Below are 17,625 nucleotides of genomic sequence, written 5' to 3'. Positions count from 1 at the left end.
GGAGCCCGAAGACGCATGCCGCAGACAAATCACCCTTTACCCGACGTTCAGTCATTGGATCCCGGCCATTTGCCGAGACTTGCCGCACGTTCGGCGAACGCCCATAAAGGCCAGTTTGGCCATGTGTTGTTGATCGGCGGCGACCGCGGTTTTGGCGGCGCCATCCTGCTCAGTGCCCAGAGTGCCTTGCGCAGCGGGGCCGGGCTGGTCTCGCTGGCCACCCGCAGCGAACATGTGCCGGCGGCACTGGCCCGGTTGCCCGAAGCCATGGTGCTTGGCACCTCGTCGGCGAACCAGTTGATGGGGCTGCTGGAGCAGGCATCGGTGCTGGTGGTCGGTCCTGGACTGGGGCAGGGCGCCTGGGGGCGCAGCCTGTTGTCGGCAGCGGCCAACGCAGCGCTGCCCCAGGTCTGGGATGCCGATGCGTTGAATCTGTTGGCCCGTGGTGGGGTCAGTCTGCCCAAGGACTGCGTGATCACCCCGCATCCAGGCGAGGCGGCACGACTATTGGGGATTTCGACAGCCGAGGTTCAGGCTGACCGCCTTAGCGTAGCGCGCGCGTTGAGCCAACGATTTGATGCAGTCACCGTATTGAAGGGCGCGGGCACTCTGATCGCCAGTCCCGATGGTCGTGTCTATCGTTGCGAGCGTGGTCATCCGGCCATGGCCACCGCAGGCCTGGGCGATGTCCTGGCCGGTTTGCTGGGGGCGTTGCTGGCCCAGGGGATGGCCGCGTTCGAGGCCGCTGCGCTGGCCGTATGGCTGCATGCCACGGCGGGCGAGCGTGAAGGTAAGTTGGGCCGAGGGCTGGCGGCCAGTGATCTGATTCCCGCCATTCGTCAGTTGCTGGAGGAGCAAGCACCGTGTCTGAAGTAACCCTGTATCTGGCCGATGAAGACGCCATGGTGGCGCTGGGCACCCGTATTGCCCAAGTGACCCAGGGGCATGGCATCGTATTTCTGGACGGCGACCTGGGGGCGGGTAAAACCACCCTGTCCCGGGGCATCATTCGCGGCCTGGGCCATGTAGGATCAGTAAAAAGCCCTACGTTCACATTGGTCGAACCCTACGAAATCGGTGAGATTCGTGCCTTCCACTTCGACCTGTACCGGCTGGTCGACCCGGAAGAGCTGGAGTACCTGGGTATTCGTGATTACCTCGAAGACGATGCGTTGTGCCTGATCGAATGGCCCCAGAAAGGTGCAGGCTTTTTGCCAAAGCCCGACCTGACCATTACCATTAGCCCGCATGACAGCGGACGTTCGCTGAGTTTGTTGCCCCAGAGCCCGCGTGGCGAGACCTGGTGTGCCGCTTTGGCATTGGAATTCAAATAAATGATGGGGTTAGGTATGCGCTTTCGCGCGTTGGTTGCTGTCGTAGGAATGCTGCTTACGGCACTGGCCGTTGACGCTGTGGCCGCGACCAAGGTCAACAGTGTTCGCCTGTGGCGGGCACCGGACAACACGCGACTGGTGTTTGACCTGTCTGGCACTGTCCAGCACAGCGTCTTTACCCTGACGGCCCCGGATCGCCTGGTGATCGACATCAACGGTGCCGTGCTCGGCGCGCCGCTGAACGTCGCCACCGCAAATACCCCGATTACCTCCATGCGTTCGGCCCAACGTACGCCGACCGACCTGCGGGTGGTCATCGACCTGAAAAAGGCTGTGACCCCGAAAAGCTTCGTGCTACCGCCCAATGCGCAGTACGGCAACCGCCTGGTGGTCGATCTGTTCGACAACCCGGCCGACGCCGCACCGCCGCCGGCCCCGACGCCCAGCGTTGCGACCATTCCGGCGGTGCCGGTGACGCCGACGGCGCCGGCAATCAAGCTGCCACCCGCACCACCTGCGCCCCCCGGCAAGCGTGACATCATTGTGGTGATCGACGCCGGTCACGGCGGTGAAGACCCAGGCGCCTCGGGTTCACGCGGCCAGCGTGAGAAAGACGTGGTGTTGGCCATCGCCCGTGAACTGCAGCGTCAGGTCAACGGCATCAAGGGCTTTCGCGCTGAACTGACCCGCACCGGCGACTATTTCATTCCGTTGCGTGGGCGTACCGAAATCGCCCGCAAGAAAGGCGCCGACCTGTTTGTCTCGATCCACGCCGACGCCGCGCCGTCGAAAGCGGCCTTCGGCGCTTCGGTATTCGCCCTGTCCGACCGTGGTGCGACTTCCGAGACCGCGCGCTGGTTGGCTGACAGCGAAAACCGTTCCGACTTGATCGGCGGTGCCGGCAACGTCAGCCTCGACGACAAGGACCGGATGCTCGCCGGGGTCCTGCTCGACCTGTCGATGACCGCGTCGCTGACCTCCAGTCTCAACGTTGGCCAGAAGGTCTTGAGCAACATCGGCCGGGTCACGCCGTTGCACAAGCAACGGGTCGAGCAGGCCGGGTTCATGGTGCTGAAATCCCCGGATATTCCGTCGATCCTGGTGGAAACCGGGTTTATCTCCAATGCCAACGAAGCCTCGAAACTGGCCGCCCCGAGCCACCAACAGGCACTTGCCCGCTCCATCAGCAGTGGCGTTCGGCAGTTCTTCCAGCAAAACCCGCCACCGGGCACCTACATTGCCTGGCTGCGCGATTCCGGGAAAATCGCCCAGGGCCCACGGGACCATACCGTGCGCCCGGGCGAGACCCTGGCGATGATCGCCGTGCGCTACCAGGTGTCTGCGGCCAGCTTGCGCAGCACCAACAACCTGCCATCCGATGAGCTGAAGATCGGCCAGCACCTGAACATTCCCGGCACCGAACTGGCGGCCAAGGAATGAACGACTCGGTGAACAGCGGCGCGCGCATCGAACTGCTCAGCCCGCGCCTGGCGAACCAGATCGCCGCTGGTGAAGTAGTCGAGCGCCCCGCCTCGGTAATCAAGGAGTTGCTGGAGAACAGCCTCGACTCCGGCGCCCGGCGCATTGATGTCGATGTCGAACAGGGTGGGGTCAAGCTGCTGCGGGTTCGCGACGATGGTCGGGGGATCCCGGCCGATGACCTGCCCCTGGCTCTGGCCCGTCACGCCACCAGCAAGATCCGCAACCTGGAAGACCTCGAGCAGGTGATGAGCCTGGGGTTTCGCGGTGAGGCCCTGGCCTCCATCAGTTCCGTGGCGCGCCTGACCTTGACGTCACGCACCCGGGATGCCGATCAGGCTTGGCAGGTCGAGACCGAAGGCCGTGACATGGCGCCCCGGGTCCAACCGGCGGCCCACCCGGTGGGCACCTCGGTGGAAGTGCGCGACCTGTTTTTCAACACCCCGGCGCGGCGCAAGTTTCTCAAGACTGAAAAGACCGAATTCGATCACCTGCAAGAAGTGATCAAGCGCCTGGCACTGGCGCGCTTTGATGTGGCCTTCCACCTGCGGCACAACGGCAAGACCATCCTCAGCCTGCACGAGGCCCATGATGATGCGGCCCGTGCGCGGCGGGTGGCAGCCATCTGCGGCTCGGGTTTCCTGGAGCAGGCATTGCCGATCGAAATCGAGCGCAATGGCTTGCATCTGTGGGGCTGGGTCGGGTTGCCGACCTTCAACCGCAGCCAGGCGGACATGCAGTATTTCTTCGTCAACGGCCGTGCGGTGCGCGACAAGCTGGTGGCCCATGCGGTGCGCCAGGCGTATCGCGACGTGCTGTTCAACGGACGCCATCCGACTTTCGCGCTGTTTTTCGAAGTCGACCCGGCGGCGGTCGACGTCAACGTGCACCCGACCAAACACGAAGTGCGCTTTCGCGATGGGCGCATGGTTCACGACTTCCTGTATGGCACTCTGCACCGCGCCCTCGGCGATGTGCGTCCGGAAGACCAGTTGGCCGCGCCAGCGCCGGTTGCCGGCATGGTTCGTCCCACCGGGATCGAGGCCGGGGAGTTCGGTCCGCAAGGGGAAATGCGCCTGGCGGCCAATGCGCTGCTTGAGCAACCCCAGGGCCAGCCGACATTCAATACCGGCGCTGCGCCGGGCTCGGGTGCCGGTGCCGGTTATCAGTACCAATACACGCCACGGCCCCAAGGTGCCGGCGTGCCGGTGGCTGAGGCCCAGGCGGCCTATCGCGAGTTTTTTGCACCCTTGCCCGAGGCGAATGCCGCGGCGTTGCCGGAGGGTCAGGACGACATTCCACCCTTGGGCTACGCCCTGGCGCAGCTCAAGGGCATCTACATTCTTGCGGAAAACGCCCAAGGCCTGGTCCTGGTGGACATGCACGCCGCCCACGAACGGATCATGTACGAGCGCCTGAAGGTGGCAATGGCCAGCGAAGGCCTGAGCGGCCAGCCGCTGCTGGTGCCCGAATCCCTGGCAGTCAGCCAGCGCGAAGCCGACTGTGCGGAAGAGCACGTCAGCTGGTTCCAGCGCCTGGGCTTCGAGCTGCAGCGCCTGGGCCCGGAAACCCTGGGTATCCGGCAGATCCCGGCGCTGCTCAAGCAGGCCGAGGCCAATCGCCTGGTGCAGGACGTTTTGGCGGACTTGATGGAGTACGGCACCAGCGACCGTATCCAGGCGCACCTCAACGAGTTGCTCGGGACCATGGCCTGCCACGGCGCGATCCGCGCCAACCGGCGCCTGGCCCTGCCGGAAATGAACGGTCTGCTGCGTGACATGGAAAACACCGAGCGCAGCGGTCAATGCAACCATGGCCGACCGACCTGGACCCAATTGGGCCTGGACGATCTGGACAAACTGTTCTTGCGCGGTCGTTGATGAGCCAGCTCCCTCCAGCGATTTTCCTGATGGGCCCGACCGCTGCGGGCAAGACCGATTTGGCCATCGAGCTGACCAAGGTACTGCCCTGTGAGCTGATCAGCGTCGATTCGGCGCTGGTCTACCGGGGCATGGATATCGGCACGGCCAAGCCCTCAAAGGCCTTGCTGGCGGAGTTTCCCCACCGCCTGATCGATATTCTCGACCCGGCCGACGCCTATTCGGCCGCGGATTTCCGTCGCGATGCTCTCGAGGCCATGGCCGAGATCACCGCGCGCGGCAAGATCCCGCTGCTGGTGGGCGGCACCATGCTTTATTACAAGGCGTTGATCGACGGCCTGGCCGAGATGCCCGCTGCCGACCCGCAGATTCGTGCCGAGATCGAGGCAGAGGCGGCCCGCCTTGGCTGGCAGGCCCTGCACGATCAATTGGCGCTGATTGACCCGGTTTCCGCGGCCCGCATTCACCCCAACGATCCGCAGCGCCTGAGCCGGGCGCTGGAAGTCTATCGGGCCAGCGGCCAGAGCATGACCGAGCTGCGCGCACGACAATCTGCGCAAAGTACTGAAGCAGGCGCTTCGGGACGCCCACAATTGCCCTATACTGTCGCAAACTTGGCCATTGCCCCGGCAAATCGCCAGGTGCTGCATGAGCGAATTAAACAAAGATTCACACAAATGTTGGAACAGGGGTTCATTGACGAGGTCGTAGCCCTGCGTAAAAGAAGTGACCTGCATTCGGGGTTGCCGTCTATACGCGCTGTAGGCTACCGACAAGTCTGGGATTACCTGGATGGCAAGCTGACGTCAGCCGAGATGCAGGAGCGTGGAATCATTGCCACGCGCCAATTGGCGAAGCGCCAGTTCACCTGGCTGCGCAGTTGGGCTGATTTGCACTGGCTGGACAGCCTCGATTGCGACAATCTGCCACGCGCCTTGAAATACTTGGGATCGGTCTCCATATTGAGCTGAGTCCTTGCAATTGCCGTCTATCCTTGGGGGTGTGACGGCTGAAAGCTTTCTGCTTACCTATTTTTTTATTATTAAATCCTTAAAGGAGTGCGGCACATGTCAAAAGGGCATTCGCTACAAGACCCTTACTTGAATACTTTACGTAAAGAGAAAGTTGGGGTTTCCATCTACCTGGTCAACGGGATCAAACTGCAAGGCACGATCGAGTCGTTCGACCAGTTCGTCATCCTGCTGAAGAACACCGTCAGCCAGATGGTCTACAAGCACGCTATCTCTACAGTGGTACCGGTTCGTCCAATTCGTCTGCCTAGCGCAACCGAATCCGAACAGGGTGACGCTGAGCCAGGTAACGCCTGATAGGAGTCTCCTTTGTTCTTTGAGCGCCACGGTGGTGGTGAACGAGTGATCCTTGTTCACTTGGATGGACAGGACCCTGAGGCGCGCGAAGATCCGCAGGAGTTTCAGGAACTGGCTAATTCGGCGGGCGCCGAGACCGTTGCGTTTTTTAACGTGCCGCGTCATCGGCCAACCGCCAAATTCCTGATTGGCAGCGGCAAGGTCGAGGAACTACGCGACCTGGTCCATGCCGAAAAGGCCGATCTGGTAATTTTCAATCACATCCTCACGCCCAGTCAGGAACGTAACCTCGAACGTGTTTTCGAGTGTCGCGTGATCGACCGTACCGGTCTGATTCTCGATATTTTCGCCCAGCGCGCCCGTACCCATGAAGGCAAGCTCCAGGTCGAACTGGCCCAGCTTGACCACATGAGCACCCGCCTGGTTCGTGGCTGGACTCACCTTGAGCGTCAGGGTGGCGGTATCGGCATGCGTGGCCCGGGTGAAACCCAGTTGGAAACCGACCGCCGCCTGCTGCGGGTTCGCCTGCGACAGATCAAGGGGCGGCTGGAAAAAGTGCGCAGCCAGCGCGAGCAATCGCGACGGGGTCGATCGCGTGCAGATATTCCTACCGTGTCTCTGGTGGGGTATACCAACGCCGGTAAATCCACGCTCTTCAACAACGTCACTAAATCCGACGTGTACGCGGCTGACCAGTTGTTTGCCACGCTGGACCCGACCTTGCGCCGTCTGGAACTGGACGACCTGGGGCCGATTGTCCTGGCGGACACTGTGGGTTTCATCCGCCACTTGCCGCACAAGCTGGTCGAGGCATTTCGGTCTACGCTCGAAGAGTCGAGCAACTCCGACTTGCTGTTGCACGTGATCGATGCGGCCGAACCGGATCGCATGTTGCAGATCGAACAGGTGATGGTGGTGCTGGGCGAGATTGGGGCTCAGGACTTGCCGATCCTCGAGGTCTATAACAAACTCGATTTGCTTGAAGGCGTTGAGCCACAAATCCAGCGCGATGCCGATGGCAAGCCGCAACGGGTCTGGCTCTCGGCGCGTGATGGCAGTGGTCTGGAATTACTTGAGCAAGCGATTGCCGAGTTGCTGGGCAGTGAGTTGTTTGTGGGTACATTGCGTTTGCCGCAACGATTCGCTCGACTGCGTGCACAGTTCTTCGAGCTGGGCGCAGTACAGAAAGAAGAATACGACGAAGAAGGCATCAGTTTGCTGGACGTTCGTTTGCCACGGGTCGAACTCAATCGACTGGTGAGCCGCGAGGGAATGCAGCCGCTGGAATTCATCGAGCAACACACTTTGCAATAAAAGCCTGAAAAAGCGGTTGTGCCGCTATGACGGGCATTCTGTAGCATTGGTCGGCGCGCCGTGGGTGCGTCTTTGCTTTATCAGATGGAGAGCGCTATGGCTTGGAATGAGCCGGGTGGCAACTCGAATAATCAGGATCCTTGGGGTGGTAAGCGCCGCAATAATGGCGACCGCAAGGGGCCACCAGATCTCGACGAGGCCTTCCGAAAGCTGCAGGAAAGCCTGAATGGGTTGTTCGGTGGTGGTAAGAAACGTGGTGACGATGGCGGTAGTTCGAGCAAGGGCGGCGGTTATGGCCTGCTCGGCATCGGCCTCGTCGTGCTGGCGGCCGTGTGGCTGTACAGCGCGGTTTATGTGGTCGACGAGCAGGAGCAAGCCGTAGTGCTGCGCTTCGGCAAGTACTACGAGACCGTTGGCCCGGGCCTGAACATCTACCTCCCGCCGATCGACAAGAAGTACATGGAAAACGTCACGCGTGAGCGTGCCTATACCAAGCAGGGTCAAATGCTGACTGAAGACGAGAACATCGTCGAAGTGCCGCTGACCGTGCAGTACAAGATCAGCAACCTGCAGGACTTCGTGCTGAACGTCGATCAGCCGGAAATCAGCCTCCAGCACGCAACCGACAGTGCCCTGCGCCACGTGGTGGGTTCTACCGCCATGGACCAGGTGCTGACTGAAGGTCGTGAATTGATGGCCAGCGAAATCAAGGAGCGTCTGCAACGCTTCCTCGATACCTATCGCACCGGTATCACCGTGACCCAGGTCAACGTACAGAACGCAGCGGCACCGCGTGAAGTGCAGGAAGCCTTCGATGACGTGATCCGTGCCCGTGAAGACGAGCAGCGTTCGCGCAACCAGGCTGAAACCTATGCCAACGGCGTCGTGCCGGAAGCGCGTGGTCAGGCCCAACGCATCATCGAAGACGCCAACGGTTACCGTGACGAAACAGTCTCGCGCGCCAAGGGTGAGGCCGACCGCTTCACCAAGCTGGTGGCCGAGTACCGCAAGGCTCCGGAAGTCACTCGTGAGCGTCTGTACCTGGACACCATGCAGGAAGTCTTCAGCAACACCAGCAAGGTTCTCGTGACCGGCAACAAGAATGGCCAGAGCAATCTGCTGTACTTGCCGCTGGACAAGATGATCGACAGTGGCCGTCCTGCCAGCGCTCCGGCGACCGGTGCCGCGGCCAGCAGCAATGAAGCGAATGCGCGTGCGGCAGCAGATCTGCAGCAACAGGCACGTACCAGGGAGAGTCGCTGATGAGCAATAAATCGCTGATCGCCCTTATTGTCGGCGTTGTCGTGGCGATCGCTGCCTGGAACTGCTTCTACATCGTGGCTCAGACCGAGCGTGCGGTGTTGCTGCAGTTTGGCCGCGTGGTCCAGGCTGATGTCCAGCCAGGCCTGCATGTGAAAGTGCCCTACGTTAACCAGGTGCGTAAATTTGACGCACGCCTGATGACCCTGGATGCACCGACACAGCGTTTCCTGACGCTGGAAAAGAAAGCCGTGATGGTCGATGCCTACGCCAAGTGGCGAGTCAAGGATGCCGAGCGCTTCTACACCGCGACATCCGGCCTCAAGCAGATTGCCGACGAGCGTTTGTCCCGCCGTCTGGAATCGGGCCTGCGTGACCAGTTTGGTAAGCGCACCCTGCACGAGGTGGTGTCTGGTGAGCGTGATGCGCTGATGGCGGATATCACTGCTTCGTTGAACAAGATGGCGGAACAAGAGCTGGGCATCGAAGTTGTCGATGTTCGGGTCAAGACCATCGACCTGCCGAAGGAAGTGAACCGCAGCGTGTTCGAGCGTATGAGCACCGAGCGTGAGCGTGAAGCCCGTGAGCACCGTGCCAAGGGTAACGAGCTGGCAGAAGGCATCCGTGCCGACGCCGATCGTCAGCGCCGCGTACTGTTGGCTGAAGCCTATCGTGAATCCGAAGAGGTTCGCGGTGACGGTGATGCCCAGGCCGCTTCGATCTACTCCAAGGCCTACGGCCAGGACCAGGAGTTCTACGCGTTCTACCGTAGCCTGCGCGCCTACCGTGAAAGCTTCGCGAACAAATCCGACGTCATGGTCCTGGATCCAAGCAGCGACTTCTTCCGTTACCTGGAAAAAGCCAAGCCTTGATCCGACACTGATCCAAAAGGAACCCCGCCGGGCGGCTAAAGCCTCTCGCGGGGTGATCCTTTGGGAAAACGTGTGTATGATGCGGCAGCCGGGAAATTCCCGGCTTTTTTGCGTCTGCACGTTTGATTGCGTGCAGTCGGGTTGAACAACTCGACAGGTTTTTCGAGGAAAGTGTTTGGCGAGGCCGGATTCAGGCCGATCGCCACGTCGTCCATGCGCGTGAAATTCTGTGCATGGGCCAGACATTTTCTGCTTCACTCAAGGCCGGCCGAGGGTTGGCCGCCCGGATCAAAGGGGAATGGCGTAATGGCAACGGTAGACCGCTGGCTGCTGCCAGATGGCATCGAAGAAGTACTGCCACCAGAGGCGGCGCGCATTGAAGTGGCGCGCCGTCAGGTGTTGGATCTGTTCCAGAGCTGGGGTTACGAGTTTGTCGTGACTCCCCATATCGAGTACCTGGAATCCCTGCTGACCGGTGCGGGCCAGGACCTGGATTTGCGCACCTTCAAGGTCATCGACCCGCAGTCGGGCCGGCAGATGGGTTTTCGTGCCGACATCACGCCGCAAGTGGCGCGCATCGATGCGCACACCCTGCGCCGCGAAGGCCCGAGCCGCCTGTGCTACGCCGGCAGTGTGCTGCATGCGCAGCCCCGTGCCTTGTCGACTTCGCGCAGCCCGATCCAGCTGGGCGCCGAGTTGTACGGCGACGCCAGCCCGAGTAGCGACGTCGAAGTCATCAGCCTGATGCTGGCCATGCTGCAACTGGCCGATGTGCCGGATGTGCATATGGACCTGGGCCACGTCGGTATCTACCGCGGCCTGGCCCGTGCGGCCGGTTTGTCCGGTGAGGTCGAGCAACAGCTGTTCGACGCCTTGCAACGCAAGGCTATCGACGAGGTCATTACCTTGACCGAAGGCCTGCCTGCCGACCTGGCGGGCATGCTGCGGGCGCTGGTCGACCTGTGTGGCGGCCGTGAAGTGCTGGCTGCTGCCCGTGAGCGCCTGGCCCAGGCGCCGGCGCCGGTGCTGGCAGCGCTGGACGACTTGCTGGCGATTGCCGAGCGGCTGTCCGTGCGTTTCCCGCAGTTGCCGCTGTACTTCGACCTGGGTGAGCTGCGTGGCTACCACTACCACACCGGTGTGGTGTTCGCGGTATTCGTGCCGGGTGTTGGCCAGTCCATTGCCCAGGGCGGTCGTTACGACGACATCGGCGCCGACTTCGGTCGCGCTCGTCCGGCCACCGGCTTCTCCACCGATTTGAAAACCCTGGTGACCCTGGGGCGTGCTGAGATCGAGCTACCGTCTGGCGGTATCTGGATGCCTGACAGTACGGATGCGGCACTCTGGCAGCAGGTTTGCCAGTTGCGCAGTGAGGGTCAGCGTGTCGTCCAGGCATTGCCTGGGCAACCATTGGCCGCCGCCCGTGACGCGGACTGCGACCGGCAATTGATTCAGCAGAACGGGCTTTGGCAAGTATTGCCGCTGGCTTCTTGAGTTTTCCTGCCGGCCGCTGCCGGCACCAAGTTTGCGCGAATGAGGACAAGTGTTATGGGTAAGAATGTCGTAGTCCTGGGCACCCAATGGGGTGATGAGGGCAAAGGCAAGATCGTTGATCTGCTGACCGAACATGCTGCCGCCGTAGTGCGCTACCAAGGTGGCCACAACGCTGGCCACACGCTGGTGATCGATGGCGAAAAAACTGTCTTGCACCTGATCCCTTCGGGCGTACTGCGCGAAGGCGTGCAGTGCCTGATCGGCAACGGCGTGGTGGTTGCACCAGACGCCCTGCTGCGCGAGATCACCAAGCTGGAAGAGAAAGGCGTACCGGTGCGCGAGCGCCTGCGTGTCAGCCCTTCCTGCCCGCTGATCCTGTCGTATCACGTAGCGCTGGACCAGGCTCGTGAAAAGGCCCGTGGCGAGCTGAAGATCGGTACTACCGGTCGCGGTATCGGCCCGGCCTACGAAGACAAGGTTGCGCGTCGTGGCCTGCGTGTGGGCGACCTGCTCAACATGCCGCGCTTTGCAGACAAACTGCGTGAACTGGTGGATTACCACAACTTCATGCTGGTGGGTTACTACAAAGAGCCAGCCATCGACTTCGAAAAGACCCTGGCCGAGTGCAAGGAATACGCCGAGCTGCTCACCCCGCTGATGCTGGATGTGACTGCCGAGCTGCACGACCTGCGTCGCGCTGGCAAAGACATCATGTTCGAAGGCGCCCAGGGTTCGTTGCTGGACATCGACCACGGCACCTACCCGTACGTGACCAGCTCCAACACCACCGCTGGCGGCGTTGCTACCGGTTCGGGTGTTGGCCCGATGTTCCTGGACTACATCCTGGGCATCACCAAGGCCTACACCACGCGCGTGGGTTCGGGTCCATTCCCGACTGAGCTGTTCGACGAAGTCGGTGCGCACCTGGCCAAGCAAGGTCACGAGTTCGGCGCGACTACCGGTCGTGCTCGTCGTTGTGGCTGGTTCGACGCCGTTATCCTGCGTCGTGCTATCGATGTGAACAGCATCTCGGGTATCTGCCTGACCAAGCTGGACGTACTCGACGGTCTGGAGACCATCAATATCTGCGTCGGCTACAAAGATGCAGAAGGCAACGACATTGCTCCGACCGACGCCGACAGCTACCTGGGCTTGCAGCCTGTGTACGAAGAAGTGCCAGGTTGGACCGAGTCGACCGTGGGTGCCAAAACCCTGGAAGAGCTGCCAGCCAATGCCCGTGCTTACATCAAGCGCGTTGAACAGCTGATCGGCGCGCCGATCGACATTATTTCGACCGGTCCGGACCGCAACGAAACTATCGTTCTGCGTCACCCGTTCGCTTAATAAGCTGTTGATGTAAAACACAAAGGGCCCCTGATGGGGCCCTTTGTCGTTTGTGCCTGCCGGGCGGCATGACCTTTGCTGTGAATTTCCCTTCGAGCGTGCTATCAGTTTAATAGCATCCAAGTAGAGGGATTTTCTGTGTCGGCCGTTCTCTCACTGTTACAAAGCCGTTTGTTGCGGCCCGTATTCGTTACCCTTGGTATCGCCCTTTTGGTGCAGGTGCTGGTGGCGGTTGCCCTGACGCGGAGCACCGTGACCGCCCTGGAGGCGGATCTGGGCGCGCGTCTGGGCGCCGATAGCCAGAAGCTTTCGGGTGAACTGGAGCAGGCCGGACGCGAGGTCACTTCCAGTCTGGATAACCTCTCCACCAGTACCCGTCAGCGCCTGACGGCCGGTTTGTCTTCGCGACTCGAGGATGAGCAGGCACAACTGCGCGCCACCCTGGAAAAGGACCTCAAGGACTCGGCCAATGACATGGCCCAGCTCCTGGCATCGGTCGCACCGCGCGCCATGTGGGACAGCGATGTTCCGACCCTGTCCGAGTTCGCCCGGCGCGCCCAGCGCAATCCCAATGTGTTGTTTGTGGTGTACGACGATGCCACCGGCCAGCACCTGACCCGCTACCTGAACCGGGAAAACCCGATCAACAAGGCCCTTTTGGAGAAAGGCCAAGGCGAACGCGCCTTGGATAAAGTGCTGGATGCGGCGAAAAACGATCCGTCGGTGTTCTACGTCGAGGCATCGATCAACCCTAATGGCGTGGAAATCGGCAAGGTACTCATGGGGGTTTCCACGGCCTCGGTCGAGGCGGACCTGGCTGCACTCGACAAGCGCTTCTCGGCGCTGATCGCCAGCAGCGATCAGCTGGTCGGTGACAGCCTCAAGGGCGCCGCGGCTGACAGCGCTACAGCCATGCGCGCGCGCCTGCAGTCGGCGCAGGCCACTGCCAGCGAGATGCAGGCCAATACCACCGCTACCGTACAGGAAGCCGCGGCGACTCTGCGCTGGCGGATCGGCATGGCGTTGGCCCTGGTCGGCTGCGGTGTGTTGCTGCTGCTCGCGGTGGTGCTCGGGCGGCGAGTCGTCAATCGCCTGAAGTTACTGATTGCCGCGATGGATGACCTGGCGGCGGGCGAGGGCGACCTGACCAAGCGCGTGCAGATCAACAGCCAGGACGAAATCGGCGACATGGCGTCGGCGGTCAATCGGTTTGTGGATAAGTTGCAGCCGATCGTTCGCGAGGCCGGTGATGTGGCCCAGCGCACAGGCGTGGAAATCGGCGCCATGAGCCAACGTAACGCCGGGGCCGATGCCGCGGCGAAATCCCAGCGCGATGAAGTGGCAGAGAGCCTGCGGGCGCTGTCACAGATGGCGGACGAGGCGCAGGCTGAAAGTCATGCCATGCAGGCAGCCTTGCAGCAGGTGGTGGATATTCGCCAGGCGACCGATGAAAACACCCGTACTTCGGCTCAGGTCGGCAGCTTGATCGAAGCACTGGCCGGGCAGGTGGATACGGGCGCCAAGGTGATCGAGCGGCTGGCCCAGCAAAGCGAGCAGATCGAGGTGGTCCTGGAGGTGATCCACGGGATCGCCGAGCAGACCAATCTGCTGGCCCTTAATGCCGCGATCGAAGCGGCGCGGGCCGGTGAGACCGGGCGCGGTTTCGCGGTTGTGGCGGACGAAGTGCGGGCGCTGGCGAGCAAGACACAAAGCTCCACCGGCGACATCCAGGCGCACATCGGTGCCCTGCAGCAGGGCGCGCGTGAAGCGGTTGCGGCGATCGGCCAGGCAGGGCGCCAGGCCAACGAAGGGTTGCTGGTGTTGCGCGACAATGCGCGGCTGCAGCAGTCGGTGCAGGCCTCCGTCGAACAAGTGCATGCGGCCATCGGCCTGGCGACCCAGGCGGCGGCGCATCAGGCCAAGGGCGCGCAAGCGGTGCGCGGACGGGTCCAGACCATCCATGCCCAGGCCGAGAAGGCGGCCCAGGCGGTGGTTGAAACCACGGCCAGCGGCAAAGTGCTGGATGGCTTGGCGGCGCAGTTGAAGGCCAGCCTGGGGCAGTTCCGGGCTTGATGCGGGGTATCGGCTGTCGCTATCGCGAGCAGACTCGCGATGGCGATCTCAGCGACTCAAATACATCCGGGTAGTCAACAGATACACCGGCAGCCCCGACACCAGAATCAGCAGCGCCGCATAGGGTGCTGCTGCCGCAAACTCGACATTCGCAGTGTGAGCCCAGACCTCGGTGGCCAGGGTGTTGAGCCCGGTCGGACTGAGCAGCAGGGTCGCCGTCAGCTCTTTCATCGCATCGAGGAACACCAGGGCAAAGGCTGCGCCCAGCGCCGGAAAGATGATCGGCAGCGTCACTCGCACAAAGGCGCTGAACGAGGACGCGCCGAGGGTGCGGGCGGCCTCTTCGAGTTGCGGAGCAGCCTTGTTCAGGGCCGTGCGAATCGGTGCCTGGGCCAGCGGCAGGAATAGCAAGGCGTAGGCGATCAGCAGCAACCCCGAGGTCTGGTACAGCGCCGGCACATAGTGCAAGGCGAAGTAGACCAGCGTCAGGGCGATCACCAGGCCAGGCAGCGCGTGCAGTAAATACGGCAGGCGTTCAGCCCAGAGCGCCAGGCGGCCCTTGTAGCGCACCACCAGCAAGCCCACGGGCACCGCCAGTACCAGGCACAGCGCTGCGCCGCCCAGGGACAAGGCCAGCGATGACAGCAGCGCTTCGCCGATTGCCGCCATCGGGAAAGCTGCCGATGAGCCTACCGCGAGCCAGTACCCGAGCATGCCCAGGGGAATCCCGCTGCCGACAATCGCCAGCAACAGGCAGTAAAGCTGGCCTAGCGGTGCCAGGGCGCCCAGGCGAACCTGCTCGGCATGCCGCGCGGCACCCTGGCCAATCCGCACATGGCGGCCCTTGCCGCGCACCCGCAGCTCCAGCCACAACAGCACCAGGCACAGCGCCAGCAGGACGGCGGAGAGCATTGCCGCATTGGCGTTGCTGAACTCCAGTTCAAACTGTTGATAGATCGCCGTGGTGAAAGTTTGCAGGCCGATGATCGACAGGGCGCCGAATTCCACCAGCATGTGCAGGGCAATCAGCAGCGAGCCAGCCAGCAGCGAGGGCCAGAGCAGAGGCAGGGTGATCTTGAAGAACACGCCCCAGCGGTTCAGGCCCAGGGTGCGGGCCGACTCCTCCAGGGCGGGGTCGAGATTGCGCAGGGTCGCCGCCACCGGGAGGAAAATCAGCGGGTACTTGGACAGGCTCATCACCAGGATCGCCCCGCCCAGGCCTTCGAAACTGGCACTCAGGGAGACCCAGGTAAAACTGCTGACGAAAGCCGGGACGGCAAACGGCAGGCACAGAATCACTCCCCACACACGCCGCCCCGCCAGGTTGCTGCGCTCCAGCAACCAGGCCAGCGACAGGCCGACCAAGGCGCAGGCCAGCGTGACGCCGATCATCAGCAGCAGGGTGTTGCGCAGCAGGCCGAACACATAGGGTCGCCATAGCAGATGCACCGCCTGCGCCCAGCCGGCCTGCCAGGCTTTGAGGCCGACATACAGCAGTGGCAGCAGGCTCAGGCAGACCAGTAGCAGCACCGGTAGCAGCAACCAGATCGAAGGCCGCTTGCGCCGCGGTACATAGGCTGCGCGCGAGGCGGAGGCGGGCAGGGAGGCGCTCATCAGTTCAAGCCAACTTCACGTTCCAGTTCCAGGGCTTCCTCGGCATTGCCCAGGTCGGCCGGGGTGACTTTCGGCGCTTGCAGTTCGTTGAACGGCTTGAGTCCGCGATCCGACTCCATGCCTTTATGCAGCGGATACTCGGCGGTGGTCTGGGTAATCACACGCTGGCCCTCTTCGCTGGCCATATAGGCGAGTAGTTGCTGGGCTTCTTGCGGGTGCTTGCTGGACTTGAGCACGGCGGCGCTGGAAACGGTGATCAGGCCGCCGACGTCGCCGTCGCTGAAGTAATACAGCTTCGAGTCGAGCTGGCCTTTTTCCCGTTGCAGGGCGAACCAGTAGTAGTTGTTCACCAGCACCGTGGCTACTTCACCGTTTTCCACGGCCTTGAGGGCGACCATGTTGTTGCTGTAGGTCTTGCCGAACGCCCGCAGGCCGGTCAGCCATTCTTCGGCCGCATCCATGCCGTGCACTTTGATGATCGCCACGGCCTGTTCCTGGAACGCGCCACTGGTGGGTACGAACCCGACCTTGCCTTGCCATTTCGGATCGGAGAACTCCATCACCGATTTTGGCAGGTCTTTTTCGTCGATCAGTTTCGGGTTGTAGGCCACCACGCGGACCCGGGCGGTGACGCCGATCCAGGTGCCATTGCTGGCCACGTAATCCTTGGGCAGCACTGCCAGAGTGGCATCGTCGGTCTTGGCCAGCAGGCCTTGTTCGCCCAGCTTGTTCAGTGGCGGCGACTCTTCGGTGTAGATCACGTCGGCGGGTGAGCGCTCGCCTTCCTCCACGACCTGGCTGGCAAGCTGGTTGCTGCTGCCTTTGCGTACGTTGACGTGAATCCCAGTCTTGGCTTCGAAGGCTTTGGCGACGGCATCGCCGACTTCCTTGTGCTGGCCGTTATAAAGCGTCAGGGAAACCGGATCGGCCGCCTGGGTGAGTGGGCAGGCCAGGGCCAGCCCTAGCAGCGTGAAGGTCAGGCCGCGGCGCAGGGTATTTCGAAACATCATTCGCAGGGTTCCTCACTGTCGCATTGCAAAAACTTGAAACAATGATAAACGATATTATTTCTCAAGTGCGGACGCTGATTCCTGTAGGAGCGAGCTTGCTCGCGATGGGCGTGAACGATGGCGCGTTCTGTCTGAGAACAAGTGCTGGTCTCGAGTGCATCGCGAGCAAGCTCGCTCCTACAGAAGAGGGTGGGGTGTTTTTCGGAGGCCGGAAACGCAAAAACCCGCTTTCGCGGGTTTTTGTGAGATTCAAGATCATCGACCTTGAATTTGAATTGGTGCCCAGAAGAAGACTCGAACTTCCACGACCTTGCGGTCACCAGCACCTGAAGCTGGCGTGTCTACCAATTTCACCATCTGGGCAGTATCGACAACGTTGCCGCTGTTGATGTGGCGCACTATACGGAGCGCTATTTGATCTGTAAACCCCTGATTTAATAAAATTAAATCAAACCGCTAAAATGCAAAAACCCGCTTTCGCGGGTTTTTGTGTGAGCCTTGAAATTGAACTAATCTCAAGCTCGTAATTGGTGCCCAGAAGAAGACTCGAACTTCCACGACCTTGCGGTCACCAGCACCTGAAGCTGGCGTGTCTACCAATTTCACCATCTGGGCAGTATCGG

The 17,625-nt window shown here is 61.7% G+C and carries 14 protein-coding genes and 2 tRNA genes; 12 read left to right on the top strand and 4 right to left on the bottom strand.

The window, feature by feature from the left end; genetic code table 11:
• The first annotated feature begins 15 nt into the window (after nt 1–15).
• The 12 genes from ACIOVD_RS19350 (at nt 16) to ACIOVD_RS19295 (ending at nt 14,378) form a co-directional block, all read left to right on the top strand.
• The gene (locus ACIOVD_RS19350; RefSeq protein ID WP_159993445.1) at nt 16–876 is read left to right on the top strand and encodes an NAD(P)H-hydrate dehydratase; all 861 of its coding nucleotides are present in this window, start codon (nt 16–18) and stop codon (nt 874–876) included.
• Nucleotides 864–1,334, top strand: coding sequence for a tRNA (adenosine(37)-N6)-threonylcarbamoyltransferase complex ATPase subunit type 1 TsaE (gene tsaE, locus ACIOVD_RS19345; protein WP_095169577.1), 471 nt, complete (start codon nt 864–866; stop codon nt 1,332–1,334). Before ACIOVD_RS19350 ends, tsaE begins: the two co-directional genes overlap by 13 nt.
• A gap of 3 nt (nt 1,335–1,337) precedes the next feature.
• The gene (locus ACIOVD_RS19340) at nt 1,338–2,774 is read left to right on the top strand and encodes an N-acetylmuramoyl-L-alanine amidase (RefSeq protein WP_202982087.1); all 1,437 of its coding nucleotides are present in this window, start codon (nt 1,338–1,340) and stop codon (nt 2,772–2,774) included.
• The gene (mutL, locus tag ACIOVD_RS19335; RefSeq protein ID WP_159993449.1) at nt 2,771–4,693 is read left to right on the top strand and encodes a DNA mismatch repair endonuclease MutL; all 1,923 of its coding nucleotides are present in this window, start codon (nt 2,771–2,773) and stop codon (nt 4,691–4,693) included. Before ACIOVD_RS19340 ends, mutL begins: the two co-directional genes overlap by 4 nt.
• Nucleotides 4,693–5,664, top strand: coding sequence for a tRNA (adenosine(37)-N6)-dimethylallyltransferase MiaA (gene miaA / locus ACIOVD_RS19330; RefSeq protein ID WP_401129653.1), 972 nt, complete (start codon nt 4,693–4,695; stop codon nt 5,662–5,664). The genes mutL and miaA overlap by 1 nt, the downstream gene beginning before the upstream one ends.
• Nucleotides 5,665–5,760: 96 nt before the next feature.
• Nucleotides 5,761–6,021 (top strand): RNA chaperone Hfq, encoded by a 261-nt coding sequence (gene hfq, locus ACIOVD_RS19325; RefSeq protein ID WP_010221594.1) that lies wholly within the window; start codon nt 5,761–5,763, stop codon nt 6,019–6,021.
• A gap of 12 nt (nt 6,022–6,033) precedes the next feature.
• Entirely contained in the window at nt 6,034–7,335 is a 1,302-nt protein-coding gene (gene hflX, locus ACIOVD_RS19320; RefSeq protein ID WP_095169573.1) for a ribosome rescue GTPase HflX, read from the top strand.
• 96 nt (nt 7,336–7,431) lie between these two features.
• Complete coding sequence (hflK, locus tag ACIOVD_RS19315; RefSeq protein ID WP_095169572.1) at nt 7,432–8,598, top strand: FtsH protease activity modulator HflK; 1,167 nt, start codon at nt 7,432–7,434, stop codon at nt 8,596–8,598.
• Nucleotides 8,598–9,467, top strand: coding sequence for a protease modulator HflC (gene hflC, locus ACIOVD_RS19310; protein ID WP_095169571.1), 870 nt, complete (start codon nt 8,598–8,600; stop codon nt 9,465–9,467). The genes hflK and hflC overlap by 1 nt, the downstream gene beginning before the upstream one ends.
• Nucleotides 9,468–9,773: 306 nt before the next feature.
• Complete coding sequence (locus ACIOVD_RS19305; RefSeq protein ID WP_095169570.1) at nt 9,774–10,961, top strand: ATP phosphoribosyltransferase regulatory subunit; 1,188 nt, start codon at nt 9,774–9,776, stop codon at nt 10,959–10,961.
• A 54-nt stretch (nt 10,962–11,015) separates the two neighbouring features.
• Nucleotides 11,016–12,305: an adenylosuccinate synthase gene (locus ACIOVD_RS19300; RefSeq protein WP_095169569.1), complete on the top strand. Its 1,290-nt coding sequence runs from the start codon at nt 11,016–11,018 to the stop codon at nt 12,303–12,305.
• A gap of 138 nt (nt 12,306–12,443) precedes the next feature.
• Nucleotides 12,444–14,378, top strand: a complete 1,935-nt coding sequence (locus ACIOVD_RS19295) for a methyl-accepting chemotaxis protein (RefSeq protein WP_095169568.1) — start codon at nt 12,444–12,446, stop codon at nt 14,376–14,378.
• A 48-nt stretch (nt 14,379–14,426) separates the two neighbouring features.
• On the opposite strand, the gene ACIOVD_RS19290 is transcribed toward ACIOVD_RS19295, so the two are convergent.
• From ACIOVD_RS19290 to ACIOVD_RS19275, 4 genes are all read right to left on the bottom strand, one after another.
• Nucleotides 14,427–15,992 carry an ABC transporter permease gene (locus ACIOVD_RS19290; RefSeq protein WP_401129648.1) on the bottom strand — a complete coding sequence of 522 codons (1,566 nt, stop codon included), beginning with the start codon at nt 15,990–15,992 and terminating at the stop codon, nt 14,427–14,429.
• On the bottom strand, nt 15,992–17,002 hold the full coding sequence (locus tag ACIOVD_RS19285; RefSeq protein ID WP_095169566.1) for an extracellular solute-binding protein: 1,011 nt from the start codon (nt 17,000–17,002) through the stop codon (nt 15,992–15,994). Before ACIOVD_RS19285 ends, ACIOVD_RS19290 begins: the two co-directional genes overlap by 1 nt.
• Before the next feature lie 276 nt (nt 17,003–17,278).
• Nucleotides 17,279–17,365, bottom strand: a tRNA-Leu gene (locus ACIOVD_RS19280).
• A 165-nt stretch (nt 17,366–17,530) separates the two neighbouring features.
• Nucleotides 17,531–17,617: transfer RNA gene (locus ACIOVD_RS19275), tRNA-Leu, on the bottom strand.
• Nucleotides 17,618–17,625 lie beyond the last annotated feature (8 nt).

Origin of the sequence: Pseudomonas sp. NPDC087626, from assembly GCF_044743405.1 — a bacterium.
Classification (GTDB): Bacteria; Pseudomonadota; Gammaproteobacteria; order Pseudomonadales; family Pseudomonadaceae; genus Aquipseudomonas.
This window is presented reverse-complemented; position numbering and strand designations above follow the sequence as displayed.

What these genes read in the sequence shown, in the direction of transcription:
- ACIOVD_RS19350 (WP_159993445.1), top strand. Translation starts at nt 16, where the DNA reads ATGCCGCAGACAAATCACCCTTTACCCGACGTTCAGTCATTGGATCCC.
- ACIOVD_RS19340 (WP_202982087.1), top strand. Translation starts at nt 1,338, where the DNA reads ATGGGGTTAGGTATGCGCTTTCGCGCGTTGGTTGCTGTCGTAGGAATG.
- mutL (WP_159993449.1), top strand. Translation starts at nt 2,771, where the DNA reads ATGAACGACTCGGTGAACAGCGGCGCGCGCATCGAACTGCTCAGCCCG.
- miaA (WP_401129653.1), top strand. Translation starts at nt 4,693, where the DNA reads ATGAGCCAGCTCCCTCCAGCGATTTTCCTGATGGGCCCGACCGCTGCG.
- hfq (WP_010221594.1), top strand. Translation starts at nt 5,761, where the DNA reads ATGTCAAAAGGGCATTCGCTACAAGACCCTTACTTGAATACTTTACGT.
- hflK (WP_095169572.1), top strand. Translation starts at nt 7,432, where the DNA reads ATGGCTTGGAATGAGCCGGGTGGCAACTCGAATAATCAGGATCCTTGG.
- hflC (WP_095169571.1), top strand. Translation starts at nt 8,598, where the DNA reads ATGAGCAATAAATCGCTGATCGCCCTTATTGTCGGCGTTGTCGTGGCG.
- ACIOVD_RS19305 (WP_095169570.1), top strand. Translation starts at nt 9,774, where the DNA reads ATGGCAACGGTAGACCGCTGGCTGCTGCCAGATGGCATCGAAGAAGTA.
- ACIOVD_RS19300 (WP_095169569.1), top strand. Translation starts at nt 11,016, where the DNA reads ATGGGTAAGAATGTCGTAGTCCTGGGCACCCAATGGGGTGATGAGGGC.
- ACIOVD_RS19290 (WP_401129648.1), bottom strand. Translation starts at nt 15,992, where the DNA reads ATGAGCGCCTCCCTGCCCGCCTCCGCCTCGCGCGCAGCCTATGTACCG.
- ACIOVD_RS19285 (WP_095169566.1), bottom strand. Translation starts at nt 17,002, where the DNA reads ATGATGTTTCGAAATACCCTGCGCCGCGGCCTGACCTTCACGCTGCTA.